The organism is Nostoc sp. KVJ20, assembly GCF_001712795.1.
Classification (GTDB): Bacteria; Cyanobacteriota; Cyanobacteriia; order Cyanobacteriales; family Nostocaceae; genus Nostoc.
Window position 1 is genome coordinate 66998 of the sequence record NZ_KV757620.1, and the last position, 24400, is coordinate 91397.

Annotated in this window: 37 protein-coding genes; 1 reads left to right on the plus strand and 36 read right to left on the minus strand. The window is 44.1% G+C overall.

Features of this window, described 5'->3' with window-relative positions:
* Positions 1-64 precede the first annotated feature (64 nt).
* The 8 genes from gpmI to A4S05_RS15690 all read right to left on the minus strand — a co-directional run bounded on the left by gpmI (position 65) and on the right by A4S05_RS15690 (position 7272).
* Complete coding sequence (gpmI, locus tag A4S05_RS15655; RefSeq protein WP_069070748.1) at positions 65-1663, minus strand: 2,3-bisphosphoglycerate-independent phosphoglycerate mutase; 1599 nt, start codon at positions 1661-1663, stop codon at positions 65-67.
* 221 nt (positions 1664-1884) lie between these two features.
* On the minus strand, positions 1885-3570 hold the full coding sequence (locus A4S05_RS15660) for an ABC-F family ATP-binding cassette domain-containing protein (RefSeq protein ID WP_069070749.1): 1686 nt from the start codon (positions 3568-3570) through the stop codon (positions 1885-1887).
* Positions 3571-3726: 156 nt separating this feature from the next.
* Positions 3727-4038, minus strand: coding sequence for a hypothetical protein (locus tag A4S05_RS41655; RefSeq protein WP_084227128.1), 312 nt, complete (start codon positions 4036-4038; stop codon positions 3727-3729).
* Between the two features lie 51 nt (positions 4039-4089).
* Complete coding sequence (locus tag A4S05_RS15670; RefSeq protein ID WP_069070750.1) at positions 4090-4959, minus strand: Rpn family recombination-promoting nuclease/putative transposase; 870 nt, start codon at positions 4957-4959, stop codon at positions 4090-4092.
* 46 nt (positions 4960-5005) lie between these two features.
* Positions 5006-5491 carry a hypothetical protein gene (locus A4S05_RS15675; RefSeq protein WP_069070751.1) on the minus strand — a complete coding sequence of 162 codons (486 nt, stop codon included), beginning with the start codon at positions 5489-5491 and terminating at the stop codon, positions 5006-5008.
* Positions 5492-5746: 255 nt separating this feature from the next.
* On the minus strand, positions 5747-6112 hold the full coding sequence (locus A4S05_RS15680) for a hypothetical protein (protein ID WP_256090992.1): 366 nt from the start codon (positions 6110-6112) through the stop codon (positions 5747-5749).
* 215 nt (positions 6113-6327) lie between these two features.
* The gene (locus A4S05_RS15685; protein WP_069070752.1) at positions 6328-6807 is read right to left on the minus strand and encodes a DUF29 domain-containing protein; all 480 of its coding nucleotides are present in this window, start codon (positions 6805-6807) and stop codon (positions 6328-6330) included.
* 102 nt (positions 6808-6909) lie between these two features.
* Positions 6910-7272 carry a helix-turn-helix domain-containing protein gene (locus tag A4S05_RS15690; protein WP_069070753.1) on the minus strand — a complete coding sequence of 121 codons (363 nt, stop codon included), beginning with the start codon at positions 7270-7272 and terminating at the stop codon, positions 6910-6912.
* Between the two features lie 240 nt (positions 7273-7512).
* On the opposite strand from A4S05_RS15690, the gene A4S05_RS15695 reads away from it, so the two are divergent.
* Positions 7513-7959, plus strand: coding sequence for a hypothetical protein (locus A4S05_RS15695; protein ID WP_069070754.1), 447 nt, complete (start codon positions 7513-7515; stop codon positions 7957-7959).
* Between the two features lie 88 nt (positions 7960-8047).
* Here the strand turns inward: A4S05_RS15695 and prfA are convergent, their stop codons facing one another.
* The 28 genes from prfA to rplB all read right to left on the minus strand — a co-directional run bounded on the left by prfA (position 8048) and on the right by rplB (position 24344).
* Positions 8048-9145 carry a peptide chain release factor 1 gene (prfA, locus tag A4S05_RS15700; protein WP_069070755.1) on the minus strand — a complete coding sequence of 366 codons (1098 nt, stop codon included), beginning with the start codon at positions 9143-9145 and terminating at the stop codon, positions 8048-8050.
* A 104-nt stretch (positions 9146-9249) separates the two neighbouring features.
* On the minus strand, positions 9250-9492 hold the full coding sequence (gene rpmE / locus A4S05_RS15705; protein ID WP_069070756.1) for a 50S ribosomal protein L31: 243 nt from the start codon (positions 9490-9492) through the stop codon (positions 9250-9252).
* A gap of 147 nt (positions 9493-9639) precedes the next feature.
* Positions 9640-10056: a 30S ribosomal protein S9 gene (gene rpsI / locus A4S05_RS15710; protein ID WP_012410698.1), complete on the minus strand. Its 417-nt coding sequence runs from the start codon at positions 10054-10056 to the stop codon at positions 9640-9642.
* The gene (rplM, locus tag A4S05_RS15715) at positions 10056-10517 is read right to left on the minus strand and encodes a 50S ribosomal protein L13 (protein ID WP_069070757.1); all 462 of its coding nucleotides are present in this window, start codon (positions 10515-10517) and stop codon (positions 10056-10058) included. The genes rpsI and rplM overlap by 1 nt, the downstream gene beginning before the upstream one ends.
* A gap of 65 nt (positions 10518-10582) precedes the next feature.
* Positions 10583-11431, minus strand: a complete 849-nt coding sequence (truA, locus tag A4S05_RS15720) for a tRNA pseudouridine(38-40) synthase TruA (protein ID WP_069070758.1) — start codon at positions 11429-11431, stop codon at positions 10583-10585.
* 88 nt (positions 11432-11519) lie between these two features.
* Positions 11520-11870 (minus strand): 50S ribosomal protein L17, encoded by a 351-nt coding sequence (rplQ, locus tag A4S05_RS15725; RefSeq protein WP_069070759.1) that lies wholly within the window; start codon positions 11868-11870, stop codon positions 11520-11522.
* Between the two features lie 31 nt (positions 11871-11901).
* Positions 11902-12849, minus strand: coding sequence for a DNA-directed RNA polymerase subunit alpha (locus A4S05_RS15730; protein WP_069070760.1), 948 nt, complete (start codon positions 12847-12849; stop codon positions 11902-11904).
* A gap of 311 nt (positions 12850-13160) precedes the next feature.
* The gene (gene rpsK / locus A4S05_RS15735) at positions 13161-13556 is read right to left on the minus strand and encodes a 30S ribosomal protein S11 (protein WP_069070761.1); all 396 of its coding nucleotides are present in this window, start codon (positions 13554-13556) and stop codon (positions 13161-13163) included.
* A 54-nt stretch (positions 13557-13610) separates the two neighbouring features.
* Complete coding sequence (gene rpsM / locus A4S05_RS15740) at positions 13611-13991, minus strand: 30S ribosomal protein S13 (RefSeq protein WP_069070762.1); 381 nt, start codon at positions 13989-13991, stop codon at positions 13611-13613.
* Between the two features lie 115 nt (positions 13992-14106).
* Positions 14107-14220, minus strand: a complete 114-nt coding sequence (gene rpmJ / locus A4S05_RS38925; RefSeq protein WP_015129703.1) for a 50S ribosomal protein L36 — start codon at positions 14218-14220, stop codon at positions 14107-14109.
* A 117-nt stretch (positions 14221-14337) separates the two neighbouring features.
* A complete protein-coding gene (infA, locus tag A4S05_RS15745; RefSeq protein WP_006276978.1) occupies positions 14338-14562 on the minus strand; it encodes a translation initiation factor IF-1 in 225 nt (74 codons plus the stop codon).
* Positions 14563-14775: 213 nt separating this feature from the next.
* Positions 14776-15330 (minus strand): adenylate kinase, encoded by a 555-nt coding sequence (locus A4S05_RS15750; RefSeq protein ID WP_069070763.1) that lies wholly within the window; start codon positions 15328-15330, stop codon positions 14776-14778.
* Positions 15331-15332: 2 nt separating this feature from the next.
* A complete protein-coding gene (gene secY, locus A4S05_RS15755) occupies positions 15333-16643 on the minus strand; it encodes a preprotein translocase subunit SecY (RefSeq protein ID WP_069070764.1) in 1311 nt (436 codons plus the stop codon).
* Positions 16644-16717: 74 nt separating this feature from the next.
* Complete coding sequence (rplO, locus tag A4S05_RS15760) at positions 16718-17161, minus strand: 50S ribosomal protein L15 (RefSeq protein ID WP_069070765.1); 444 nt, start codon at positions 17159-17161, stop codon at positions 16718-16720.
* A gap of 99 nt (positions 17162-17260) precedes the next feature.
* Positions 17261-17788 (minus strand): 30S ribosomal protein S5, encoded by a 528-nt coding sequence (rpsE, locus tag A4S05_RS15765; protein WP_069070766.1) that lies wholly within the window; start codon positions 17786-17788, stop codon positions 17261-17263.
* Positions 17789-17917: 129 nt separating this feature from the next.
* Positions 17918-18280, minus strand: a complete 363-nt coding sequence (gene rplR, locus A4S05_RS15770; RefSeq protein ID WP_069070767.1) for a 50S ribosomal protein L18 — start codon at positions 18278-18280, stop codon at positions 17918-17920.
* Between the two features lie 2 nt (positions 18281-18282).
* Entirely contained in the window at positions 18283-18831 is a 549-nt protein-coding gene (gene rplF, locus A4S05_RS15775; protein WP_069070768.1) for a 50S ribosomal protein L6, read from the minus strand.
* A gap of 107 nt (positions 18832-18938) precedes the next feature.
* Positions 18939-19340, minus strand: a complete 402-nt coding sequence (gene rpsH / locus A4S05_RS15780) for a 30S ribosomal protein S8 (protein ID WP_069070769.1) — start codon at positions 19338-19340, stop codon at positions 18939-18941.
* A 20-nt stretch (positions 19341-19360) separates the two neighbouring features.
* On the minus strand, positions 19361-19909 hold the full coding sequence (rplE, locus tag A4S05_RS15785) for a 50S ribosomal protein L5 (protein ID WP_069070770.1): 549 nt from the start codon (positions 19907-19909) through the stop codon (positions 19361-19363).
* Positions 19910-20025: 116 nt separating this feature from the next.
* Positions 20026-20379, minus strand: coding sequence for a 50S ribosomal protein L24 (gene rplX, locus A4S05_RS15790; RefSeq protein WP_069070771.1), 354 nt, complete (start codon positions 20377-20379; stop codon positions 20026-20028).
* Positions 20379-20747 carry a 50S ribosomal protein L14 gene (gene rplN, locus A4S05_RS15795; protein ID WP_069070772.1) on the minus strand — a complete coding sequence of 123 codons (369 nt, stop codon included), beginning with the start codon at positions 20745-20747 and terminating at the stop codon, positions 20379-20381. Before rplN ends, rplX begins: the two co-directional genes overlap by 1 nt.
* Before the next feature lie 46 nt (positions 20748-20793).
* Positions 20794-21042 (minus strand): 30S ribosomal protein S17, encoded by a 249-nt coding sequence (rpsQ, locus tag A4S05_RS15800; protein WP_069070773.1) that lies wholly within the window; start codon positions 21040-21042, stop codon positions 20794-20796.
* 6 nt (positions 21043-21048) lie between these two features.
* The gene (gene rpmC / locus A4S05_RS15805) at positions 21049-21276 is read right to left on the minus strand and encodes a 50S ribosomal protein L29 (protein ID WP_069070774.1); all 228 of its coding nucleotides are present in this window, start codon (positions 21274-21276) and stop codon (positions 21049-21051) included.
* Positions 21277-21279: 3 nt separating this feature from the next.
* Positions 21280-21705: a 50S ribosomal protein L16 gene (gene rplP, locus A4S05_RS15810; protein WP_069070775.1), complete on the minus strand. Its 426-nt coding sequence runs from the start codon at positions 21703-21705 to the stop codon at positions 21280-21282.
* An 87-nt stretch (positions 21706-21792) separates the two neighbouring features.
* Positions 21793-22575 (minus strand): 30S ribosomal protein S3, encoded by a 783-nt coding sequence (gene rpsC / locus A4S05_RS15815; protein WP_069070776.1) that lies wholly within the window; start codon positions 22573-22575, stop codon positions 21793-21795.
* Positions 22576-22628: 53 nt separating this feature from the next.
* Positions 22629-22985: a 50S ribosomal protein L22 gene (rplV, locus tag A4S05_RS15820; RefSeq protein ID WP_069070777.1), complete on the minus strand. Its 357-nt coding sequence runs from the start codon at positions 22983-22985 to the stop codon at positions 22629-22631.
* 108 nt (positions 22986-23093) lie between these two features.
* Positions 23094-23372 (minus strand): 30S ribosomal protein S19, encoded by a 279-nt coding sequence (gene rpsS, locus A4S05_RS15825; protein WP_012410721.1) that lies wholly within the window; start codon positions 23370-23372, stop codon positions 23094-23096.
* Positions 23373-23480: 108 nt separating this feature from the next.
* The gene (rplB, locus tag A4S05_RS15830; RefSeq protein WP_069070778.1) at positions 23481-24344 is read right to left on the minus strand and encodes a 50S ribosomal protein L2; all 864 of its coding nucleotides are present in this window, start codon (positions 24342-24344) and stop codon (positions 23481-23483) included.
* Positions 24345-24400 lie beyond the last annotated feature (56 nt).

Here is a 24400-nt window from a genome sequence, read left to right on the forward strand (position 1 = left end):
GAGTTCACTAAAAACTCCTAACTCAGCACGGGCTGAACGCCCCGCTATCGCTAACAGCACTATTTTACAGTCCTACTTGCACGGGGGTACGAGTGCGTTGCAGCTCATATTCTGCTGTTTTCAGCAGCGATCGCCCGGTCATTTCTGGTGGCTGAGGTAGCTGTAAAATCTCTAGAATTGTGGGGGCGATGTCGGATAGCTTGCCATCGCTTCGCAGTTCGACATTTGTACCATATCCAGGGATTTTAACTTTCTCGCCTTCCACTAAGATAAAGGGGACTGGATTAGTGGTATGAGCCGTCCAGGGATTACCCCCATCATCTAGCATATACTCAGCGTTGCCATGATCGGCAGTAATAATTGTTGTCCCGCCGGCTTTGATAACGCTCTCTAACAAGCGTCCTAAACAGCGATCAACTGTTTCAATTGCTGTGATGGTAGCGTCGATTTGACCAGTATGCCCTACCATGTCTGGGTTGGCATAGTTAATCACAACTAGAGAATACGTACCCTTTTGAATCGCAGCGATCGCAACATCTGTAACTGCTACTGCTGACATCGCTGGGGCGTGATCATAAGTCGCTACCATTGGACTGCTTACCAGTTCCCGATCTTCTCCAGCAAAAGGTTCCTCCAGACCACCATTAAAGAAATAGGTGACGTGGGCGTATTTTTCGGTTTCGGCGGTGCGGAACTGATTCAAACTGTGATTAGCTATGACTTCTCCCAGAATGTTACTGAGATTCTGCGGCTCAAAGGCTACAGCCACGGGTAAGTCTGAATCATACTGTGTAAAGGTCACAAAAGACAGTGGTGTGATTTGCTGTCTTTCAAAACCGTTAAATGTGGGACTGACCAAAGCTTGAGTCAGTTGTCTAGAGCGATCGGGGCGGAAGTTGAAAAATATCACCCCATCCCCTGGTTCTATTGCGCCGGGAGCAATTCGGATTGGGTTGACAAATTCATCTTTTACCCCTTCGGCGTAAGATGCTTGCAAGATTTCTACAGCCGTGCGATTATCAACCACACCATCTTGAGTCATCACGTCGTAGGCACGTTTGACGCGATCCCAGCGGTGATCGCGATCCATCGCGTAGTAGCGACCGCTGAGGGTGACTATGCGCCCAATTCCTGTGCGGTTTATATAATCTTGCAATAGTGTGATTGCTCTTACACCGTCAGTTGGGGCGGTGTCACGACCATCGGTAATGGCGTGAATACAAACTTCTGGAATTCGCTGGTCTTTGGCTAAGTCAAGTAGTCCGAATAGATGGGTGATATGTGAATGTACCCCTCCCTCAGAACAAAGGCCTACTAAATGCAGCTTGCCATTCCGAGAGCGAACTTCCTGGCAAATTTTGACGAGTGCTGGGTTTAAGGCAATAGAACCGTCTTCAACCGCATCAGAGATGCGTACCAGTTCTTGCGGTACTACTCGCCCAGCGCCAATGTTCAAATGACCAACTTCCGAGTTGCCCATTTGACCTTCTGGCAACCCTACGGCTTTTCCTGATGTGCGGATGAGGGTATGCGGGTAAGCTGTCCATAAACTGTCCACTATGGGAGTTTTAGCAGCAACAATAGCGTTTCCTCGCTTTTCCTCGCAGTAGCCCCATCCGTCTAAAATGACTAGCACCACAGGAGCAACAGGTGCTTTGGTCATAGTAAAATTGCCCTTTACTTTTTGTAATACCCGAATGATACCACTGCTAATCCACGCCGCAAGTGAATTTTTGCTTATTAATTTATTTTATGAAAGACTTGCAGTTTTTTGAATGATTTTTCAAACTTTAGCAATTTTTATCTAATGTAGGTGGTCGCTAATAAAAAGTGATTACTTAGTAGTAGCATTTTAGCACTACTACTAAGTCTGTACTCTATCTATTATTTCTTTTTACTGGAAGCTTTTGCAGCTTTTTTAGCAGCTTTTTCAGCAGCGATCGCAGCTAACTTTGCTTGTTCTTTTTCCTCGGCAATTTTCTGGAGATAGTAATGATAGTCTCCTAAGTAAACCCGGAATTCACCATCACGAATTTCGACGATTTTGTTAGCTACTTGAGAAATAAAGTAGCGATCGTGGGAAACTACGATTGCCGTACCGTCATAATTTTTGAGCGCTTCTTCCAGCATTTCCTTTGCTGGAATATCTAGGTGGTTTGTCGGCTCATCTAAAATTAGTAAGTTCGCGGGACGTAAGAGCATTTTTGCCAACGCCAAACGAGCTTTTTCTCCTCCACTTAATGCCCCAACTGCCTTAAATACAGTATCACCGGTAAATAAGAAGCGTCCCAAAAGCGTGCGGACTTCTTGGTTATCCCAGTCTGGAACTTCATCATGGATAGTTTCCATGACAGTTTTCTTCAAGTCCAAGGCTTCAGCTTGATTTTGCTCAAAGTAACCAGGGATAACGTTGTGATCCCCTAATTGAACGCTACCTTCTGTGGGTGGTTCCATACCCATAATTACGCGCAGAAGGGTAGATTTTCCAGCACCATTGGGGCCAAGAAAAGCAATGCGATCGCCTCTTTCAATTAGCAGATTTGCTGCCAAAAACAAGATTTTATCACCATAAAGATGAGTTAAATCTTTAATTTCTACTACCTCGCGTCCACTGCGGGGTGCAGGGGGAAAACGGAAGTGGAGAGTTCTTACCCCAGCAATGGGCGCTTCAATGCGCTCGATTTTGTCGAGTTGCTTTTCCCGGCTTTTTGCCTGGGTACTGCGGGTAGCACTGGCGCGAAATCTATCAACAAAGGTTTGCTGTTTCTCTAATTCTTTTTGCTGACGTTCGTAAGCACTCAGTTGTGCTGATTGACTTTCGGCTTTTTGTTCCAAATATGCCGAGTAGTTACCAAGGTAGGTACTGGAAACGCCACGTTCTGTTTCCACAATTTGGGTGCAGAGGCGGTCAAGGAACTCTCGGTCATGGGAGACTATTACCATCGGCGTAATCAGCCCTCTGAGGTAATTTTCTAACCACTCAATGGTTTCTAAATCTAGGTGGTTAGTCGGTTCATCCAGCAGCAACAAGTCGGGTTTTTGCAGCAGGATTTTACCTAAACTCATCCGCATTTGCCAACCACCACTGAAGGCACTGACGAGGCGATCGCCATCTTCTAGCCCAAACCCCATTTCTGGTAAAATTTTCCCGATGCGTGCATCTAAGTTGTAGCCATCCAATGCTTCAAATTTGCGCTGCAAGCGATCCAACTTGTCGATCAGTCGATCCAGTTCCTCTGGGCTAGCCGTTTCCATCTCTTGTGGTATGTGCGCCAGAGATAACTGTACTTCGTTGGCTTCTTTGAAGACAGTCCAAAATTCTTCTCTAACGGTGCGAGTGGGGTCTACTTCAAACTCTTGGTTAAGGTAGGCTATATGTAAGCTATTAGGACGAATGATTTCGCCGGCGGTGGGTTCCATTTCCCCAGAGATGATTTTAAGTTGGGTTGATTTTCCAGCACCGTTGACACCGACTAAGCCAATGCGATCGCCTGGTTTAACTTCCCAGTTGATATCTTTGAGAACTTCGCCTGTGGGATAAATTTTACTTATATGTTCTAGTCGCAGCATTAAGTTTCTCTCAGGTAGGGAGTGGGTGGTTGAGGACGAAGTACTAACACCGCCTCTAATATTAACAAAAATTAACTATAAATTCGTCGCGATCGAGTTTGGAAGCCGCAAACTAAATTTGGCTTGAGCCACGGATAAAATTTACCACATCTATACTCAAGGCTGGCTTTGTGTTACTTGTCTAACTTCTTCGACACTGAAATCAAATGCCTCAGCTACTTGTTCCACTGTCACCCCCAATTTCAACAAGGTGGGTATTAATTTTAATTTTGCTCTATGCTCACCTATTTGGATGCCATCATAATAGAGTTTCGCGTTTTGAACTTGGTTTATAGTTAAACCTAATCCCTCCGCAACTTGCTCAATAGTTAACGCTAAATCTAATAGACGAGGTACTGATTGCCGTAAACCTTCCAAACGCCCTTCTTCAAATGCTTCTTGATAAATTTTTGTATCTTTGAAACTCATGGTTCCTATGTTGTAGTCCACCAATTTCTCTACTCCTTGATCAGAAGAATCCTACTGCGCGGCTTGTCTGACTCCTTCGACACTCAAATCTAGCGCCTGTGCTACTTGTTCTACAGTCAACCCGGCTGCCAACATTGCTGGTACTGCTTTGAGTTTACCTTGCTCAATACCTTGAACCCTACCTTGTTCAATGCCTTGAACCTTACCTTGTTCAATGCCTTGAACCCTACCTTGTTCAATGCCTTGAACCTTACCTTGTTCAACACCTTCCTGAAAGGCTTCCTGATAAAATCTGGTTTGCTTTAACTCGCTTAACCCAAACATTTCCTCCATCTCCTCCCTACTCATTGTGGGAAACTTGTAAGCCAAAATAGTCTCTATAAATTGTAATAATTGCTGCTGTTTTGGTGGTGAGCTTATTTCTGACTTGGTTCTATCTATCAACACCCTAGCTTGTGCGATCGCTATATCGTCGGTTGCAATTACTAATTTAGCAGTTGCAATGCCAATTGGAAGCGATGCACCTTCACCTAATTCATCCAAATAAATACGCCTGACGCGCCCACTTGTGAAAAACTCACGGTAATGTTTGATATCTCCTGTATCTACATTCCTATTGGGGTATAAAACCACAGCACCCCAGTCATTTGATGGTTGATTCTGACGGAGGTATAAACATATTTCTGCAATTAGCCGTGAATAAATTTCCCCATCAGCTTGAAATTGCACTTCAACAAAGTAAATCGGATTCTCGCTTCCTTGTGTAGGCAGAAACACACCATCGATTCTGAAGGCTGTTTGTTTGATTTCAACTGATGAAAATTGATAAAGGCTAGCTTCTTCTGGAGGATTACCAATAAGTTCAAAGAAGATATCAGGGAATTCTTGAAACAGCCGATAAAAGATGATGTCTGTTTTCACAACTTTATATCATTTGAAGATTTTGATTTGCTGTTCATTTATTACTTTATTCTTCAGAACCATCTCGTACTTTGAGCAATTGCTCTTTTGCTATCCCTAATATACGTGAAAGGGGCGGTAATAAAATATCATCAAATGCTTCTCCGGCATAAATATTATTCAGTTCCGTAGGAGATAATTTAAAAGTATCGCAGAATTTTGCAAACTCCTGGTTACTCAAGTCAAGCTCTTTTTGCCTATCCTGAAGTAAAACTGCGATCGCTCTAGTTCCATGCTTGGGGCGCTCACTAGTTTTTACATATTTTTCCATTAAAAAATTGACTTTTCTGGTATCGCCACCGATTTTTTTAATTAAATCAGTACAAGCCATTTTCAGCGCTTTCTTTAAGACTTCTTCTTCATTTAAAATTTTAATAATTTCACTGGCATATTCTGGTTTAAAAAATCCCACCAAATTACCTTGATGATAAACTGGTATATAAGGATTGTTGGTTTCAATTTGCCAATCTAAAGGCTCATTGCGTAGCGACATAGCTGCACCCCTACATATTTTCAGATTGCACCATTTTAAAACCATTTATTCCTTAACTGCCAGTAAAATACCCTAGCACTGGCGATTAGAAATCGCAGCTATACAGACAAAACCCACCTCCGTGGGTTTCAACTTGCTGGAGTCCACGCAGACGGGCTTAGTTTGTATAGTCATTACGTATTTCTTCCAGAACCTCTAACTCAGCCAAAATTAGCGATCGCCAGATGAATCAATGCGATTCTACTACTCACACACCTAGTTTTGTGATTCATATTTTTCATAAATTATTACAGCAGCTTCCAGGTATCGATCTAGTAAATGACGATCGGATATATCAGGTAATATTAATTCGACTGCCCTAGTGGTTTCTATTACTCCACCACAATCTTCTCCATCTTTAAAAGCTGCGATAGAACCCCATAGTCGAGCTATCGCAGTTTGAATTTCTTCCCTTTCAGGCAAATACCATATTTCTCGACTAATTTCATTACACTGTAAAGGAGTTAAAAAATTTGGCTCGGACAAAGCTTGCTGAATATATTTATTAAGCTGGGAAAGTTTGTCCGATTCAATCTCGGATGAATATATTTGTATGCATTCTATTGCCCATTTAATTGCCAAACTATAATGATATTTTTTAATTTCAGTGCAATTGGATAAGCCCAAAGTATTTCTTTTTGCGCTATAGTTTGTTTTACATTTTCTATTACTTCTTTCATAGATGTAACTATATCTAATCTAACTTGGAGTAAAACTTATAAGTATATAATTTCTTTCACTTTATTCTACTTAAGGTGTCTCCAAATAACAAATGAGCGTCATAAAAATTGTAGTAATTATCCTTCCCAGTCTTGACGAGTATCGCACAGAAAATTGTCTGCGTAGGCGTAGCCCGTCGTAGACATCGCATCATCGAATAAATAGGGGCAATGCTCTGGAAAAGTTCGTAATGGTAAGTTAGTTTCTCGTAGCGCCAAATCAACACCCGCTTCAAAACCATCTAACAAGGCTTCTTCTATTCGAGACTTTAAGCTAGGGTTCTGCCGCAGATGTCTGTGGATGGCGCGACGCTGTTCTCGAATTGTTAAAAACCAGCTGCGAGAGCGTTGTTCGGGTTGATACTCCCACTTCAAGAGATGACCGAGTAATACACTCAGACGACTCACGAGTTCCCGAAACTCCTGTCTCCCCAAAGCTTGAATTTCTTCTTGCAGGTGTTGCCAGTCTAGTTCCATAACTAGCCTCTGTTCTAACGCTTTAGCCTGCTGCTGTGTCCAGCCATAGAAATCTTGGTCATACAAAAAAGGTTTGTCCATAGAGTTGAATCTTGACAGCAAGAAATCACAAGCTAGTTTGATCCGATTTTGTGCTAAATCGCCCTTAAAAAACTTAATTACGAATTACGAATTACGAATTATTTAACTGGCCTTCGCCTCATCCCCGGATGCTTCAGCCACAGCCGCCAATCTATCTGCCGCAGCTTGCACAATTTGAGCTACTTGGCTAAGAGGCATGTGCTGGATTTGTCTCAGAATCAGACTCAAATCTGAAGTTTCTGGAATTGGCTTACCATCAATACAGCTAATTAACTCTTCCATTGTGTAGCCTGCTTTCGATGCGATTTGAGCCAAATTTTCTGTATCTGGAACCTTCACACCTTTTTCCCACATCTGAACAGCAGTAGCAGATACTCCCAAAAGCTTACCAAATGCTCGCTGACTCATTGAACCGCGAGCTAGTTTAATGATTTCAATCAGTTTTTGTTTGCTTTCGATCTTCACTGCTTATATAGCTAGCCAACTTTATTTACAAGTTTACTTTCAATAATACAAGTTTACTTTTATATTGACAGCCTTGTGTTTTAGTACTAAACTATATCTCTGGTTGTAAATCGGCAACTACAGGCATCAAGCTAGTAGAATAACCCATCTATCTTTAATCAACCCAAAAAACTTAGTTTGCTACAGCACTTCAGCTAGTAGTTAGACTTTGCTGCGAAGAAATAATATCGAAGGTGCATCATGTTTCGCAAGCCACGCAAAATTAACCAATATCGCCGCAAAGGTAAAAATCTTATAGCCACTAATAAAATTAAACCAGAACAGTGGAACATTTCTGACGCAGAAACCAAAGAAGCTTTAAAAGTTAAAGGCTACGATGTTAAGCAAATCAAAAAAATCCACCTTCTGAAACATCAAGTGTGTATTTCCTACTGGGATGCAAAAGGCAATATATGCAGCAGCTTTTTTAGCTACCGGATTTTTGTACGTTGGCAAGAAGAAGTGGAAAAGCTAATTTATACCTGTGAAACCCTGAAGGAATGGGCGAAGCTAAATTACGTTATGAAGTACGAATTTGCTTATTACCATTATCCCAGTGAAATAGAAGATATACTCCATGCGATATTAGAAAACCACCTGTCCGTGTTAAAAGCAACAGTGCAACAAGTGGTTTTACAGGATATTTAACAGCAAAAATTATTACCATTTGTAGAGACGCGATTCATCGCGTCTTTATCCAACCAAAGATGTGTTGCAATCATTAATTGAATTGGTATTAGTTAGCGGCAGAAGTCGCTAACTCCGCGAGACGTTCTTGCTGGTCTAGAGATATACAAGATTGGATAAGTGTCTCTAAATCACCATCCAAAACAGGGGTAAGGGAATAATTCTGACCTAACCGATGGTCGGTAGCACGGTTATCTTTATAATTATAGGTGCGAATTTTTTCCGATCGCGATCCAGTACCAACCTGCGATCGCCGCATGGAAGTTACAGCTGCTTGTTGTTCGCCTAACTTGATGTCATACAACTTCGCCCGCAGAATTTGCATAGCCCGTTCTTTGTTTTGCAACTGGCTGCGTTCTTCTGTACAGAAAATGCGTATTCCCGTTGGTTTGTGCATCAAGTCAACGGCTGTTTCCACCTTGTTGACGTTTTGTCCACCAGCACCACCAGAACGAGCTGTAGTCATTTCAATATCTTTCGGGTCAATGTGAATTTCCACATCATCCACCTCTGGCATAATCGCCACGGTAGCTGTGGAAGTATGAACCCGTCCTCCAGATTCAGTTGCCGGCACGCGCTGCACACGATGCACTCCAGCTTCAAACTTTAGCTGGCTGTAAACATCATTACCTTTAATTTCGAGAATGACCTCTTTCCAGCCACCCATTTCTCCGCGAGATTCGCTCACTAGAGAAACTTTCCAACCTTGAGTCTGAGCATAGCGAGTGTACATCTGCATCAAATCGCCAGCCCAAATACTTGCTTCATCGCCACCAGTACCAGCGCGAATTTCCAACATGATATTCTTTTCATCATTGGGGTCGCGTGGTAGCAGTAAGACTTTCAAGCGAGACTCTAAATGTTCTATTTTTTCTTCAAGTTCTTTTACTTCCAGTGATGCCATTTCTTGCAACTCTGGGTCACTTGCAGATTCTTTGTAAACCTGACGCGCTCCGATTAAGTCTTCTTGGGCTGTTTTCCAAATTTCATAAGTATTAACAACCTCTTCCAAAGAAGAACGAGACTTAGCAATTTCTTGATACTCATCAGGATTGCTAGCGGTATCGGGGTCGCCAAGACGACGTGTTAATTCATTAAAAGTTTGTTCAACGGATTTTAGTTTGTCCAGTAAGTATGATTCAGCCATGACGATTGCGATCGCTCCTTAAAAAAATAACAAATTGGCTCGAGCATATAAATGAAAATCGACCCAGCTGATGCAGGGCCGTCGTTAACAGCAGAGCCAACTCGCTACTTTTTGTCTTGTTCGTCGCCAGATGTTTGAGTGCTGCTCATACCGTACTTGCGGAGGAAGCGCTCTACTCGACCCTCAGTGTCAATAATCTTCTGAGTACCGGTGTAAAATGGGTGATTTCCAGACCAAACATCTACATGCAATTCTGGCTTGGTAGAGCCAATGGTCATAACAACTTGACCGTTGCAGTAAACTTTAGCATCTGGATACCACTTGGGGTGAATATCAGCTTTAGCCATTGTTCTTTTTGTGATGAATCTATATAAATTATAACTTTCAGCGTTCAATTGCAGCTAGAAGAAGGGAGAAGGGAACAGGTTAGAGGTAACAGAAAACTATCACCTGTCCCCTGTAACCTATCACCTTCTTCATCAATACCCAATTCCCTAACGCTTAGAGTACTGAGGTGCTTTCCGAGCTTTATGTAAACCATATTTCTTCCGCTCTTTTGCTCTCGGATCGCGAGTCAAGTAACCTTCGGTTTTCAAAGGTGGGCGGTTGTCTGGGTCAAGTTGGCACAAAGCACGAGCAACTCCCAAACGAACAGAATCAGCCTGTCCGGTCAAGCCGCCGCCTTCTGCTTTTACCAAAATGTCATATTCGTTTTCTAATCCCAGAGTTTCCAGGGGTGCTTTAATGACTCCCAGGTAGTTGGGGTTAAATTGGAAATACAAGTTTCCATCTTTACCGTTCACAGTCAGTTGACCTGTGCCTGGAACCAAGCGTACCCGTGCTACTGCGTTCTTACGACGGCCAGTACCCCAGTATACGGCGCGACCGCTATTAGCATCTGCGACTACCATTAATTTTCTTCTCCAGGAATTGTATTAACTTTTAGTTCTTTAGGTTTTTGAGCATCATGGGGATGCGTAGGCCCAGCATAAACTTTCAGCTTGGTGAACAACTGCTTACCGAGGCTATTTTTAGGTAGCATACCTTTAACAGCTTGTTCTAAAATCCGCTCTGGTATGCGGTCTTGTAGTTTAGCGAAAGTTTCGGTTTTCATCCCACCGGGACGACCAGAATGGCGGCGGTAAAGCTTTTGAGTGCGCTTTTTGCCTGTAACTGCGACTTTCTCGGCATTGATGATGATTACGAAATCACCTGTATCTAGATGAGGCGTATATTCGGGTTTCTTTTTGCCTCTCAATACCTGGGCGACTTCGCTGGCCAGGCGACCGAGGCGTTTATCGGTGGCATCTACTATGTACCACTCACGCTCAAGGGTTGCTTGAGAAGGAAGGTATGTTTTAACTGTTGTCATTTGTCATTTGTCCTTTGTCATTTTTAATTTGTCATTAGTCATTTGTCTTTTGTCATTTGTAGTTACTAAGAACCAATGACTAATGACTCTTGACTAGTGACGAACTTTGGCAAGGTGTCGTACCAAATCTCTTTCGGAAAGGGAAAATCGGGATAGCCGACTCGCAACAAACACAAGCCTTGAGGCGGTGCGGCATATTTCACTTCTTCCCGGCGTTCTTCTTTCCAGAGTTCGGTGAAGCTAGAAAGTGTTCGTTGTCCAGAACCTACTTCTACCAGCATCCCTACCAACAGCCGTACCATGCCATACAAAAATCCATCTGCCTGTATTTCAATATGGATAAATGGCCCACTGCGACGACACTCTACTGCTTGCACCTCTACCCAGGAATGCGATCGCTTTGAGCCTGCACGGTGAAAAGCAGCTAAGTGATGCTTTCCCAAGAGAGGTTTCAAGGCAGCTTGGATTAAAGATTCATCCAGGGGTGCATAATAATAATGCCAACTGAAGGGTCTTACAAACAAGTTAAGCCGATCTTCAGTATATATTGTGTAGCGATACCGTCGATAGGCTGCACTAAAGCGAGCGTGCCAACGGTTATCGACACTAGCTGAAGCCCTGATTAATATATCTGGCGGCAGGTAGCTGTTGAGGATTGTTGCCCACTTGTGAGGCGGAATAAAACCTGTTGCTTCAAAATGGGCTACTTGAGCAGCAGCGTGAACTCCAGAATCGGTTCGCCCAGCACCGTGTAATGTTACATGATGCCCAAGAATAGTAGCGATCGCAATTTCAATCTCTTCTTGGACTGTCCGGTGTTGTTTTTGCCGTTGCCAGCCATGAAAATGAGTGCCCAGGTATTGGATTACCAAGGCTACTCGATGAGTTTTTGTAGGCTGGTGGCTTTCTAACATACAGATTTTGTCCTTTGTCTTTTGTCATTTGTCAGTTGTCCTTTGTTATTCACTAATGACCAATGACTAATGACCAATGACTAATGACTTAAACCAATTCAATTATTGCCATTTTTGCATTATCGCCCCGACGCGGTACGGTACGCAGGATGCGGGTATAACCGCCCTGGCGATCGCCATATCGAGTTGGAGCTTGCTCAAATAGAGCGTGAACCAGTTGTTTGTCGAAGATATAGCCAAGAGCTTCCCGGCGTGCTGCCAAGGAGCCATTTTTAGCTAGAGTAATCATTTTTTCCACTTCACTTCGGAGAACTTTCGCTCTAATTAAAGTGGTGGTGATCTTACCATGACGGATCAACTCGGTGGCGAGCGATCGCAGTAAAGCACGGCGTTGATCGGCTGGTTTACTGAGTTTTTTGACGCGACAACGGTGACGCATAATTATGCACTATGAATTATGAAGGTTTTTCTTAAGGGTGTTTAGAGCCTCTTTCCATTGGCAAGGTGATGCCCAAGCGTCGCTGCAAAGCTTCCACAACTTCTTCTGCTGACTTCTGCCCAAAGTTCTTAATTTCTAAGAGGTCTTCTTGGGTATAATCCAGCAAATCTGCCACAGAGTTAACTTGTGCCCGTTTGAGACAGTTATATGCCCGCACAGAAAGTTGCAACTCTTCGATGGGTATCTGAGCAGTTGGGTCGTCTGGAATCTCCGAACCTGTATCTGTTGGTTCTAGGGAGATGTCTTTCAACGGGTTGAATAAATCTACCAAGATCGCAGCGGCGGAAGATAGTGCTTCTTGAGGGGAAATACTGCCATTTGTCCAAACTTCCAACAGTAGTCGGTCTTTTGGAATCAAGCCTTCCCCACGAGATTCTTCAACACTGTAGTTGACTTTTCGCACCGGCATAAATATTGAGTCGATTTGCAGAAAATCCAACGATGTGGCTTCCTCACGTCCTCGCTCTACAGTGCGATAGCCTTTGCCTTTCTCGATCCGAAATTCCATTTCCAGTTTTCCACCCTCAGCAATGGTGGCTACATACTGGGTCGGATCGATGATTTCTACTTCACTGGGCAAATCAAAATGAGCCGCAGTGATTGTTGCTGGGCCGTTAACGAGTAATCTACCAATCTGAGGCTGTGAGGAATAGTTTTTCAGGATAACTTCCTTCATTTTCATGAGGATTTCCAGTACATCTTCCCGCACGCCCGGAACTGTGGCAAACTCGTGTGAAACGCCTGCAATCCTCACTGCTGTAACTGCCGTACCCTCTAGATTGGATAGTAAAACCCGCCGCAGTGCGTTGCCAACAGTTGTTCCTTGACCACGCTCTAGAGGTTCCAGAACAAATTTACTGTAATGGTTCCGACTTTCGTCAGTATTCGACTCTACACATTCAATTTGAAACTGCGCCACGGATGAGCCTCCCTTTTTCTAAGGTGCTGCTAGCAGACAAGTCAATTGCCTCCCGAATTGAATTTATGTCCTGTAGATTATAGGTATATCAAAACTACTACTATGAAATTACGGTATAGTTTGACGCCCCTATTGAGCTTGCAGGCGCTGATAATATTTTGGGTATCCTGAAGCTTAACAGCTTTCCCTGTGGGAAAATCTGACACGCTTTTGGTCGCCCAAGTTTTCACTTGATGACAGTTTGCACGTTAGACGCCCAAGCTGTCATTGCTGGCTGTAACTTTTCGTCCTCACTGCCCAAGTCTTAGTGTTTAAACTCGACGGCGCTTGGGTGGACGACAACCATTGTGAGGAATGGGGGTAATATCCCGAATCAGGGTAATTTCCAGTCCTGCTCCTTGAAGCGCCCGGATAGCGGTTTCTCTACCTGCTCCTGGCCCACTGACCATTACCTCAATTTGGCGCATTCCTTGATCAATGGCTCTACGGGCTGCACTTTCAGCAGCAGTTTGTGCTGCAAAGGGAGTTCCCTTTTTTGCTCCCTTAAAACCGCTAGAACCAGCGCTAGCCCAGGAGATGACATCTCCGTTTTGATCGGTAATGGTGACAATGCTATTGTTGAAAGTAGACTGGATGTAAGCCATTCCACTGGGTACATTCCGTTTCTGCTTCTTGCTCCCGGTTTTTTTAGTTGGTTGTCTCGCCATACTTGTTTAGTTGATTTAAGGTAAAACTTGCTCGGATTAGCAAGCGTTGCAAAATTATTTCCCTGGAGCCTTCTTCTTCCCAGCCACTGTCTGCCTTCTGCCTCGACGGGTTCTGGCATTGGTGCGAGTTCTTTGACCTCTGACTGGTAAGCCCATGCGATGACGACGGCCTCTGTAAGTACCAATGTCAACTAAGCGCTTGATGTTCAAAGACTCCAAGCGCCGCAAGTCGCCTTCAACTTGATAGTTGCTTTCTATTTCCCCTCGCAGGGCTGTTACATCAGCATCACTTAAGTCCTTAACGCGGGTGTCTGGGTTCACACCAGTAGCCGCTATAATTTCTTGAGAGCGTGATAACCCAATTCCGTAAATGTAAGTCAGACCGATCTCGACGCGCTTATCGCGTGGAAGGTCTACTCCGGCAATACGTGCCACAATGAACTCTCCCTATTGTTTTCGCAATTACTGTTGGTTAGAAAAACGTGATTAATCGCGTCTTTTCGTTTTAATGATGATATGCGTCCTGCAACTGGCTCTGTTGGTAAGAGCGTTATCCTTGACGTTGCTTGTGCTTGGGGTTCACACAGATCACCATCACGCGACCACGACGTTTGATCACGTTACACTTTTCACAAATTTTCTTGACTGAGGCTCTAACTTTCATGCCTTTTATTTTTTGACTCCAAATATAAAATTATAGCATTTCTAGGGAAATTAATCCAGTTAAATGACTAATAAACAGTCAAAAAAATGGTTTTATGGTAAAATTCTCTACATATACTTACTTCTTACGCAAGCGATAAGTGATTCTGCCTTTGGTCAAGTCGTAGGGGGTTAACTCTACCTTGACGCGATCGCCGGGCAAAATCTTGATATAATTTCGGCGAATCTTGCCGGAAATGTGTGCTAGCACGTTAAAGCCATTGTCCAAGTCAACGCGAAACATCGCATTGGGCAAGGACTCTGTAACCGTGCCTTCCATTTCAATCAAATCTTGCTTAGACAATTTGTTTTTTCCTCAACTCAACAATTTGGTGTTCAGTTGCAGCGCTTCATCTGCAAATAAACACACTTTAAGAAATATATCAACGGTTTATTAATATATCTTAGCTAAAATTGATCTTTTTTTTGTTAGGGGGAGTGGGGACTGATGATTGGGAAATAGTGAGTGATAAGTGGTGAATTCCCTACTCCCCACTCCCTACTCCCTACTCCCCTTTCAAGAAGCGATTACCTTTTGTAGTTCACCAGTGACATCTTCTTGGGACTGATTGCCATTGACTGTTAGGAGTTTTTTGCGATCGCCATAATAATCAATTAAAGGTGCAGTTTCCGCGCGGTATACTTCTAAACGACGACGAATCACCTCTTCGGTATCATCTTTTCGTCCTCTAGCTAGCAAACGTGCTATGACAATTTCATCTGGTGCATCTAAATTGACTACCCTTTCGCCACCTTGATGTATTGTTTCCAGTAACTTCTCCAAAAAAGCTGCTTGAGTAACTTTCCGGGGAAAACCATCAAGAATCCAACCATTTTTGGCATCTGGTTGATCGAGGCGCTCCTGTACCAAGTCTTGCACTAGCTGATCGGGTACTAACTCACCGCTATCAACATAGCTTTTAGCTTTGATTCCTAAAGGAGTTTGCTCTTTCATGGCTTGTCTTAATATTTCACCCGTAGAAATATGGGGAATATTCAAGTGTTCAGCCAAAGTTTGAGCTTGTGTTCCTTTACCCGCTCCAGGTGGCCCCAAGAAGATTAATCGCGTCACTATTATTTCACCATTCCTTCATAGCGCTGAGAGATGACATAAGTTTGGACTTGTTTGGCTGTCTCAATTGCCACACCAACTAAAATTAACAAAGAGGTAGCACCTATCCCCTGGAAAGTTTTCACATTCAAAGCACTTTCCACTGCGGTGGGGATAATAGCAACAAAGCCCAAAAAGATTGCACCCAAAAAAGTGAGTCGGTTAGAAACGCGTTCAATATACTCACTAGTTGCCTTACCGGGACGAATTCCAGGAATACTAGAACCCATTTTCTTCAAGTTTTGCGCCACGTCTACTGGGTTGAGAATCAACGAAGAATAGAAGTAGCTGAAGAAAACGATGGAAACCATGTACACCAAGGCATAGACCCAGGAACTAGAACCGCCTGGACTCAAATAAGTGTTAACTATATTCGCCAATTCGGCATTTTTAGTAAAATTGGCGATCAGCAATGGCAAGCTGAGGATGGCAGCAGCAAAAATAATTGGCATTACGCCGCCTTGATTTAGCCGCAAGGGCAGATAGCTACGCTGTTCTGCCAAAACTCTCCGACCTACTTGGCGACGAGCCGAAATAATTGGGATGCGGCGCATTCCTTCTTGCACAATCACAATACCAACAATTGTTGCTAGGAAAACTAAGATCAGCACGATCACGCGACCCACGGTTTCCCGACCACCTACTTGTACCAAGTCGATGGTATCGCCCAAAGCTTTTGGTAATGACGCGACAATATTGACAAAAATCAACAATGATGCACCATTTCCAATACCCCGTTCTGTAATTAATTCTGATGCCCACATGACGAACATCGAACCAGCAGTCAGAGCGATCGCAGTTTCAGCTACGAATATGGGCCCTGGGTTTAAAGCGAATTGCTGAAGGAATAATGCCGAAAAAGCTGTACTTTGCAGAATCGCCCAACCTACAGTGACGTAGCGGGTAATTTGCGATATTTTTCGCCGACCGGCTTCCCCTTCATTTTTCTGTAAATTTTCTAAAGTTGGAATCGCAGCGGTGAGTAATTGGATGATAATAGACGCATTAATGAAGGGCAAAATTCCTAAAGCAAAGACTCCCAAAGTCGAAAGTCCTCGCCCGGAAAATATATCCAATAAGCCGAATATGGAATTACTGCCCGATATAGCTTCGGCAAATCTCGGTCTATCAATGCCTGGGACGGGTAAGAAAATACCCAGGCGAACCAAAATTAAAATACCGACAGTGACAAGCAGCCTACCTCTGAGGCCAGCTGCCTGCGCCATCTGCATAAAAGTTTCTTGAGCCGTTGGGGCTTTATCTCGACTGATCATAGAGTGCTACCTTTATAGTGAACCAAGCACTGGCAGCGAGTTGGCTTGCATTTAAGTGCGCTGTTCCGGCTCACTCATAAGACTTCACAACTACCACCAGCTGCCTCAATTTTGCTACGAGCTGAAACTGTAAAAGCTGCCGCTTGCACTTTGAGCGGAATACTCAATTCCCCGTTACCTAAAACTTTTAATGGCCCTTTGACAGCAGTCAGGATACCTGCGGCTTTCAATGAGGTCAAAGTTACTTCCGTATTAGCGGGAAGGGAGGCTAGCTTCTCTACATTAATCGTAGTGTAAATCTTCTGATTAACGATTGGAAAGCCCTTCAGCTTAGGTAAGCGGCGGTACAATGGCTGTTGACCACCTTCAAAACCCGGTCGAGTCCCACTACCAGAACGAGATTTTTGACCCCGCATACCTAGACCGGCACTAGCACCTTGTCCGGCAGAAATACCTCTAGCTACACGCTTCTTGCGTTTCTTTGAGCCTTTTTGTGGCTTAACATCATGGAGTCTCATAAGCTAAAAATGTCATTTGTCATTTGTCATTCGTCATTTGTCATTGTCGTTTGTCATTTGTTCAGAACAAAGAACTACTGACTAAGGACAAATGACTAGTTAGATGTAGAGATTTTGAATAGGAATACCGCGATCTTCGGCGACTTCAGAAAGGGTACGCAGTGTAGATAAGGCATTAACTGCGGCTCTAGCATTATTGAGCGGATTGTTGGAGCCTAGTTGCTTGGCTAAAACGTTACGAACTCCTGCTAATTCCAACACAGTTCGCACAGCACCACCGGCAATTACCCCAGTACCAGGTGCGGCTGGACGCATAATCACTTTTGCACCGCCACCAACACCATCAATAGGATGAGGGATGGAGTTTGATTTAGTGATTGGGATATCAATGAGGTGTTTTTTGCCGTCGGCTACGCCTTTTTTGACGGCGCCAATTACATCTGAGGCTTTGCCTACTCCAACTCCAACTTGACCGCGTTCGTTGCCAACGACAACGATCGCTCGGAAGCTGAGTTTTTTACCACCTTTGACCACTTTACTTACGCGGCGGATTTGGATAACCCGCTCTTGCCAAGTGGTTTCTTCTTTTTTGGCACGCTTTGTTTTACTTTTACGCTCTGTTGCCATAATTTATGCTCTGGTGAACGTCATTTGTCAGTTGTCAGTTGTCATTTGTCCTTTGTCCTTTGTCATTTGTCCTTTGTTTATTCACTAATGACCAATGACTAATGACTAATGACTCAATGACTAATGACTTTAGAAATCTAAACCAGCTTCGCGTGCTGCATCAGCTAGTGCTTTGACACGACCATGATATAAGTTACCACCGCGATCAAAGACTACTTTGGTAATGCCTTTTTCTAGCGATCGCACTGCAATCAACTTACCAACTTGCGCCGATGCGTCGCGATTTGCACATGACGCTAAACTAGATTTCAAATCTGGTTCTACGGTCGATGCGGACACGATTGTTTGATGCTGAGTATCATCAATTAACTGGGCATAAATATGCTCATTTGAACGAAACACCGCTAAACGCGGACGTTCTGGGGAGCCAATAACTTTGCCACGAACGCGTCGATGACGACGATTTTTTGATTCTCTACGAGTAAGTTTCATTTCTACTTCTTACCACCCTTACCAGTCTTACCAGCTTTCCGTCTAACCACTTCACCGGCATAGCGAATGCCTTTACCTTTATAAGGTTCTGGTGGACGAACAGCACGAATTTTGGCGGCTGTGTTACCTACGATTTCTTTGTCATAGCCACTGACAATGACGTTAGTGGTACCTTCTACAGCAAACTGAATTCCTTCTGGTGGTTCAATTTGCACTTGATGGCTGTAACCCATATTCAAAACTAGGTTACGCCCTTGAAGTTGTGCCCTATAACCAACACCTTGAATTTCCAAACGGCGCTGAAAACCCTGGGACACTCCCTCAACCATGTTGGCAACTAAAGTGCGGCTCAAGCCGTGCAATTGCTTCGATGTCCGAGTTTCATCCCGACGATTTACGTGTAATATTTCCCCCTCTTGAGAGAGTGAGACATTATCTCTGAGAGTGCGAGAAAGTTCTCCTTTCGGGCCTTTCACCACAATTTTCGTACCATCGATCGCCACTTGAACTTTGGCGGGAATAGTAATTGGACGTTTACCAATACGAGACATGAATTTTTGTCCTTTGTCCTTTGTTATTTGTCCTTTGTCCTTTGTTATTTGTCTTTCGTCCTTTGTATTTCGCTAATAACAAATGACTAATGACTAATGACCAATGACTACCAAACGTAACAAAGCACTTCGCCACCCAAGTTCTGACGCCGCGCTTCGCGGTCAGTCATAATACCACTGGATGTAGAAATAATGGCAATGCCAATGCCGCCTAGTACCCTTGGTAATTCTTTTTTATTGGAGTAAACACGCAAGCCAGGCTTACTGACCCGCTTTAAGGCGGTGATCAGAGGCTGACGGTTTTTACCCTTGTATTTCAGGGAAATCACCAGATTGTGTTTTACCCCTTCTTCTGCTTCTTCGATTTCAGCAATAAAGCCTTCCTCCCGTAGCACTTTGGCAATGCTCCGGGTCATTTTTGTCGCTGGCACTTGTGTAGTTTGATGCCGCGCCAGGTTGGCATTGCGGATGCGCGTCAGCATATCTGCAATTGTGTCGTTAGCCGCCATCGTTCCCTCTATAGATGAACTTATTGATCGCGAAAGGGCATTCCTAATTCTTTAAGTAAGGCGCGTCCCTCTTCGTCGTTTTTTGCTGTGGTGATGATGGAAATATCCATCCCACGCACTTGATCGATGCTGTCGTATTCGACTTCTGGAAAAATTAGCTGTTCTCGTACACCCAAAGTGTAGTTACCGCGTCCGTCAAAGCTTTTAGGGCTAACGCCGCGAAAATCTCGAATTCTGGGTAGTGACAGGCTAACTAGCCGGTCGAAAAAGGCATACATCCGTTCGGCTCTGAGGGTAACCATGATCCCCACAGGCATCCCCTGACGAATCTTAAAGCCAGCGATCGCCTTTTTCGCCCTTGTCACTACTGGTTTTTGACCAGTTACTAAGGCAATTTCGTTGATGGATGCCTCTAGTGACTTCGCATTTTGAGCTGCTTCACCCAAACCTCGGTTAATCGTAACCTTTACCAACTTCGGTACTTCATGAACGTTGGTATATTGAAACTGATTGATCAGTTTGGGGACGATTGTCTCTTGATATAAGGTTTTGAGTCTTGTTGTCGCCATAGTTTTTTGTCCTGATATCCCTGGGCTTGGTCAGGGAACAAAGTTATGAGTTATGAGTTATGAGTTATGAGTTATGAGTTAAATTTAATTCTTAACTCTTAATTCGTAACTTCTAACTATTTATCCAGAATTTCGCCAGTTTTCTTGAGTTTTCTGACCTTTTTGCCTTCTGAGGTAAAGGTGTAACCAACACGACTGGCAACGTTTTGCTTGGTGGAATAAAGCATAACGTTAGAGCTATGAATCGGGAATTCTTGGGTAATAATTCGCCCTGATTCCCCTTCTTGCTGGGGTTTGACGTGCTTGGTCTTGATGTTGACACCTTTGACGATGACTTTACTCAGTTGGGGAAGTGCCTGAGTAATTTCGCCAACTTTTCCTTTGTCTTTACCAGCAATCACTTGTACAGTGTCGCCAGTTTTAACGTGCATTTTGTGGAATACTTTGGGCGTACCCTGTTTGGTTGCCATTAAAGCACCTCCGGAGCCAGAGAAACAATTTTAGTAAAGTTTTTATCGCGCAGTTCCCGTGCAACTGGGCCAAAAACCCGTGTGCCTCTGGGATTACCGTCTTTGTTGATGATTACAGCGGCGTTATCATCAAAGCGAATGCTCATGCCGCTGTCACGAGATACAGCTTTACGAGTTCTGACAATTACTGCTTCCACAACATCAGACTTTTTGACAGCCATGTTGGGTGTAGCATCTTTGACAACTGCGATAATCTTATCGCCAATAAAACCATAACGACGATTGCCTCCGCCTAAGATGCGGATGCACATTAGTTTGCGGGCGCCGCTATTATCTGCGACATTCAGGTAAGTCTGGGGTTGAATCACAATTATTCTCCCTTGTAATGTTGTTAGAAACTAACAACGATGAGGTTTAAGCAGGCTTGACGTTCAGGACTTCTGTGATTTTCCAGCGCTTGGTTTTACTCAGGGGTCTAGTTTCCTGAATGCGAACGCGATCGCCTACTTTACACTGATTTTCTTCGTCGTGAACTTTATATCGTTGGGTGTTAACCACAATCTTGCCGTACTTGGGGTGAGGAGCGCGGTTTTCTATGGCAACTACCACAGTTTTTTGCATTTTATCGCTCACTACCAAGCCAACTCGTTCTTTAACTGCCATAATCTCCTACTTTTCTTCTTTAGCCGATTGACTTGCTGCCCGTTTGCGTTCTGTTTCTAGCGTCAGCAATTGGGCTAGGCGGTGGCGCATTTGTCGGAACTGGTGGGGCTTTTCTAATTGTCTGGTGGCTTTTTGCAAGCGCAACTGAAATAGTTGTCTTTTGATCGCGACAATTTCATCAGAGAGCTTCTCGTCACTTAATTCTCTAGCTTCTGAAATTTTGGGAAGAGGCATAAGCTACTCCTGCTCCTGTGGTTGAGAGCGCACAATAAACTTAGTTTTGATGGGCAGTTTAAATGAAGCCAAACGCATAGCTTCACGGGCGATTTCTTCAGAAACCCCGCCGATTTCAAACAAAATTCGTCCTGGCTTGACTACAGCTACCCAAAACTCTGGATTACCTTTACCAGAACCCATCCGGGTTTCAGCAGGACGCATGGTTACAGGTTTATCAGGGAAAATCCGAATCCAGATTTGTCCACCCCGACGAATATAACGAGTCATTGCCCGACGGGAAGCCTCGATTTGACGCGAGGTAATCCAAGCAGGTTCTTGAGCTTGGAGTGCAAAATCACCGAAGTTGAGGGTACTACCACGGCTGGCTAGTCCTTCCATCCGTCCCCGCTGTTGTTTGCGGAATTTAGTTCTTCTAGGGCTTAACATGGTTTGTTACTTGTCATTTGTCATTTGTCATTTGTCATTTGCCATCTGCCATTTACTAATGACTAATGACTAATAACTAATGACGATTTATCCTTCATTTGAGCGGTCTTCAAATTGCTGGCGACGACGTTGTTGTTGACGGCGACGGGGTTCACGTTCGCGATCGCGTGGGTCACGTTCGCGATCGCGGCTTGCTGGTGGTAGCGGTTCTGGTTCCTGTCCAGGAATAATTTCTCCCTTAAACACCCATACTTTGATACCCAAAATGCCGTAAACAGTTTTTGCTGTGCAATAAGAGTAGTCAATGTCAGCCCGTAAGGTATGTAAAGGTACTCTACCTTCACGAGTCCACTCTGTCCGGGCAATTTCTGCACCGTTGAGGCGACCGCTAACTTGGATTTTAATACCTTGGACACCAGCACGTTGGGCACGTTGAATCGATTGCCGCACTACCCGCCGAAAGGAAACCCGACGTTCCAATTGTTGAGCAATGTATTCAGCAATTAGGTAGGCATCAGCATCAACTCGTTGAACTTCAACTACATTGATCCGAATTTGACGATTACTACCCAACAATCCTTGGAGTCCGGTACGTAAGGATTCAATACCTTGTCCACCACGACCTACTACTACCCCAGGTCTAGCTGTGCGTACTTCCAAGTCGATTTGGTCGGCTTTCCGCTCAATCCGTACTTCGGAAATTCCGGCGTTGTTTTGAGCCTGTCTACCCAGCTTTTGTTCTATATATTGACGCAGTTTGTAATCTTCTTGTAGAAGTTCTGGATAACGATCAGGAACAGCAAACCAACGGGATTGATGTTCATGTGTAATACCCAGACGAAAACCAACTGGATGAATCTTCTGTCCCACGAATGCTTCCTCTAAAATTTCTTACTTTACGCAATTTATTCGTGTAAACGTGCTTATTTTTCTGGGGCGGCTGCAACGGCCACAGTAATATGACACGTCGGCTTGCGAATTTGGTAAGCTCGACCTTGCGCTCTTGGCTGGAACCGCTTCAACGGCGGCCCTTGATCGGCATAAGCCTGAGTAATCACTAGTTGAGTCCGATCTAACCCAGCGTTGTGTTCGGCATTGGCAGCAGCGCTTCTGAGAACCTTCAATATGGGTTCAGTGGCGCGATAGGGCATGAATTCCAGAATGATTAACGCTTCTCGGTACGATCGCCCGCGGATTTGATCGAGTACCCGACGCACCTTGTAGGCCGAGATGCGGATAAAACGAGCGATCGCTTTTACTTCAGTAGTATTAGTAGCCATAATTTTCTCCAATTTTATCTTTCGTCCTTTGTCCTTTGTCCTTTGTCCTTTGTCGAAAGCTAATAACTAATGACCAATGACTAATGACAAATGACCAATGACTAATAACTACCTACCCGCTTTTTTGTCGCTTTTTCCATGACCCCTGTAGGTGCGTGTTGGGGCAAATTCACCCAATTTGTGTCCTACCATCTGTTCATTTACAAAAACTGGAACGTGTTGGCGTCCGTTGTGAACAGCGATAGTATGACCTACCATTAGAGGCAAAATTGTCGAAGCTCGTGACCAAGTTTTAATAACTTCTTTTCTGTTGTTGTCGTTGAGCTTTTCAATTTTCTTTAAGAGATGATCCGCAACGAAAGGACCTTTTTTTAGAGAACGACCCATAGTTCAATTTTGGATTTAGGATTTAGGAATTAGGAGTGAGGAGTTAGGAGCGAGGAGTTAATAAGTTTAGATTCAACTCATAACTCATAACTCATAACTTCTAACTCTTTAAGATTCACGACCACCGCGACCGCGTTTAGAAGACTTACGACGACGACGCACAATCAACTTGCTGCTAAGTTTCTTGCGATTGCGTGTCTTTGCACCCAATGTGGGTTTACCCCAAGGTGTAACAGGCCCCGATCTACCGATAGGCGCTCTACCTTCACCACCACCATGTGGGTGATCCACTGGGTTCATGACGCTACCTCTAACCTTAGGACGGCGACCTTTCCAGCGATTTCGTCCGGCTTTACCTGCACTCAGGTTTCTCGCGTCGGTGTTGCCTACTTGCCCAATGGTGGCGTAGCACTCGCGTCGAATTAAGCGGACTTCTCCTGAAGGCAACTTGAGAGTTACATAATTACCTTCTTTTGCCACGACTTGGGCGCTAGCACCAGCAGCACGGACAATTTGACCACCTTTACCAGGAGTGAATTCTACGTTGTGAACACTAGTACCTAAAGGAATCTTCGAGAGCGGTAAAGCATTACCATCTTCAAAGGGAGCCTCTGGCCCAGAAATAATTATTGTTCCAACTTTCAACCCGTTGGGATGGAGAATGTACCGTTTTTCGCCGTCTTGGTAATACAAAAGGGCAATTCTGGCATTGCGGTTAGGATCGTATTCAATTGCTGCGACTTTGGCAGGAATATTATGTTTATCCCTTTTAAAATCGATGATCCGGTAAAGTTGTTTGTGTCCGCCACCCCGGCGACGACTAGTAATCCGTCCGTGATTATTCCGACCTTTGGCGCGATGCTTCGAGGTTGTTAGGGATTTTTCTGGCTCGGTTTTGGTAATTTCCGCAAAGTCAGAGATTGTAACTTGGCGAGTGCTGGGGGTATAAGGGCGATAAGAACGGGTACCCATATTTATTAAGTGCTGAGTGCTAAGTGCTGAGTTTGAAATTTTGAGTGTTGAGTTTT

Excerpts from the sequence above, each read along its gene's own strand:
- gpmI (WP_069070748.1), bottom strand. The coding sequence starts at position 1,663 with ATGACCAAAGCACCTGTTGCTCCTGTGGTGCTAGTCATTTTAGACGGA.
- A4S05_RS15660 (WP_069070749.1), bottom strand. The coding sequence starts at position 3,570 with ATGCTGCGACTAGAACATATAAGTAAAATTTATCCCACAGGCGAAGTT.
- A4S05_RS41655 (WP_084227128.1), bottom strand. The coding sequence starts at position 4,038 with ATGAGTTTCAAAGATACAAAAATTTATCAAGAAGCATTTGAAGAAGGG.
- A4S05_RS15675 (WP_069070751.1), bottom strand. The coding sequence starts at position 5,491 with ATGTCGCTACGCAATGAGCCTTTAGATTGGCAAATTGAAACCAACAAT.
- A4S05_RS15685 (WP_069070752.1), bottom strand. The coding sequence starts at position 6,807 with ATGGACAAACCTTTTTTGTATGACCAAGATTTCTATGGCTGGACACAG.
- A4S05_RS15695 (WP_069070754.1), top strand. The coding sequence starts at position 7,513 with ATGTTTCGCAAGCCACGCAAAATTAACCAATATCGCCGCAAAGGTAAA.
- prfA (WP_069070755.1), bottom strand. The coding sequence starts at position 9,145 with ATGGCTGAATCATACTTACTGGACAAACTAAAATCCGTTGAACAAACT.
- rpmE (WP_069070756.1), bottom strand. The coding sequence starts at position 9,492 with ATGGCTAAAGCTGATATTCACCCCAAGTGGTATCCAGATGCTAAAGTT.
- rpsI (WP_012410698.1), bottom strand. The coding sequence starts at position 10,056 with ATGGTAGTCGCAGATGCTAATAGCGGTCGCGCCGTATACTGGGGTACT.
- rplM (WP_069070757.1), bottom strand. The coding sequence starts at position 10,517 with ATGACAACAGTTAAAACATACCTTCCTTCTCAAGCAACCCTTGAGCGT.
- truA (WP_069070758.1), bottom strand. The coding sequence starts at position 11,431 with ATGTTAGAAAGCCACCAGCCTACAAAAACTCATCGAGTAGCCTTGGTA.
- rplQ (WP_069070759.1), bottom strand. The coding sequence starts at position 11,870 with ATGCGTCACCGTTGTCGCGTCAAAAAACTCAGTAAACCAGCCGATCAA.
- rpsK (WP_069070761.1), bottom strand. The coding sequence starts at position 13,556 with ATGGCGAGACAACCAACTAAAAAAACCGGGAGCAAGAAGCAGAAACGG.
- rpmJ (WP_015129703.1), bottom strand. The coding sequence starts at position 14,220 with ATGAAAGTTAGAGCCTCAGTCAAGAAAATTTGTGAAAAGTGTAACGTG.
- secY (WP_069070764.1), bottom strand. The coding sequence starts at position 16,643 with ATGATCAGTCGAGATAAAGCCCCAACGGCTCAAGAAACTTTTATGCAG.
- rplO (WP_069070765.1), bottom strand. The coding sequence starts at position 17,161 with ATGAGACTCCATGATGTTAAGCCACAAAAAGGCTCAAAGAAACGCAAG.
- rpsE (WP_069070766.1), bottom strand. The coding sequence starts at position 17,788 with ATGGCAACAGAGCGTAAAAGTAAAACAAAGCGTGCCAAAAAAGAAGAA.
- rplR (WP_069070767.1), bottom strand. The coding sequence starts at position 18,280 with ATGAAACTTACTCGTAGAGAATCAAAAAATCGTCGTCATCGACGCGTT.
- rplF (WP_069070768.1), bottom strand. The coding sequence starts at position 18,831 with ATGTCTCGTATTGGTAAACGTCCAATTACTATTCCCGCCAAAGTTCAA.
- rpsH (WP_069070769.1), bottom strand. The coding sequence starts at position 19,340 with ATGGCGGCTAACGACACAATTGCAGATATGCTGACGCGCATCCGCAAT.
- rplE (WP_069070770.1), bottom strand. The coding sequence starts at position 19,909 with ATGGCGACAACAAGACTCAAAACCTTATATCAAGAGACAATCGTCCCC.
- rplX (WP_069070771.1), bottom strand. The coding sequence starts at position 20,379 with ATGGCAACCAAACAGGGTACGCCCAAAGTATTCCACAAAATGCACGTT.
- rpsQ (WP_069070773.1), bottom strand. The coding sequence starts at position 21,042 with ATGGCAGTTAAAGAACGAGTTGGCTTGGTAGTGAGCGATAAAATGCAA.
- rpmC (WP_069070774.1), bottom strand. The coding sequence starts at position 21,276 with ATGCCTCTTCCCAAAATTTCAGAAGCTAGAGAATTAAGTGACGAGAAG.
- rplP (WP_069070775.1), bottom strand. The coding sequence starts at position 21,705 with ATGTTAAGCCCTAGAAGAACTAAATTCCGCAAACAACAGCGGGGACGG.
- rplV (WP_069070777.1), bottom strand. The coding sequence starts at position 22,985 with ATGGCTACTAATACTACTGAAGTAAAAGCGATCGCTCGTTTTATCCGC.
- rpsS (WP_012410721.1), bottom strand. The coding sequence starts at position 23,372 with ATGGGTCGTTCTCTAAAAAAAGGTCCTTTCGTTGCGGATCATCTCTTA.
- rplB (WP_069070778.1), bottom strand. The coding sequence starts at position 24,344 with ATGGGTACCCGTTCTTATCGCCCTTATACCCCCAGCACTCGCCAAGTT.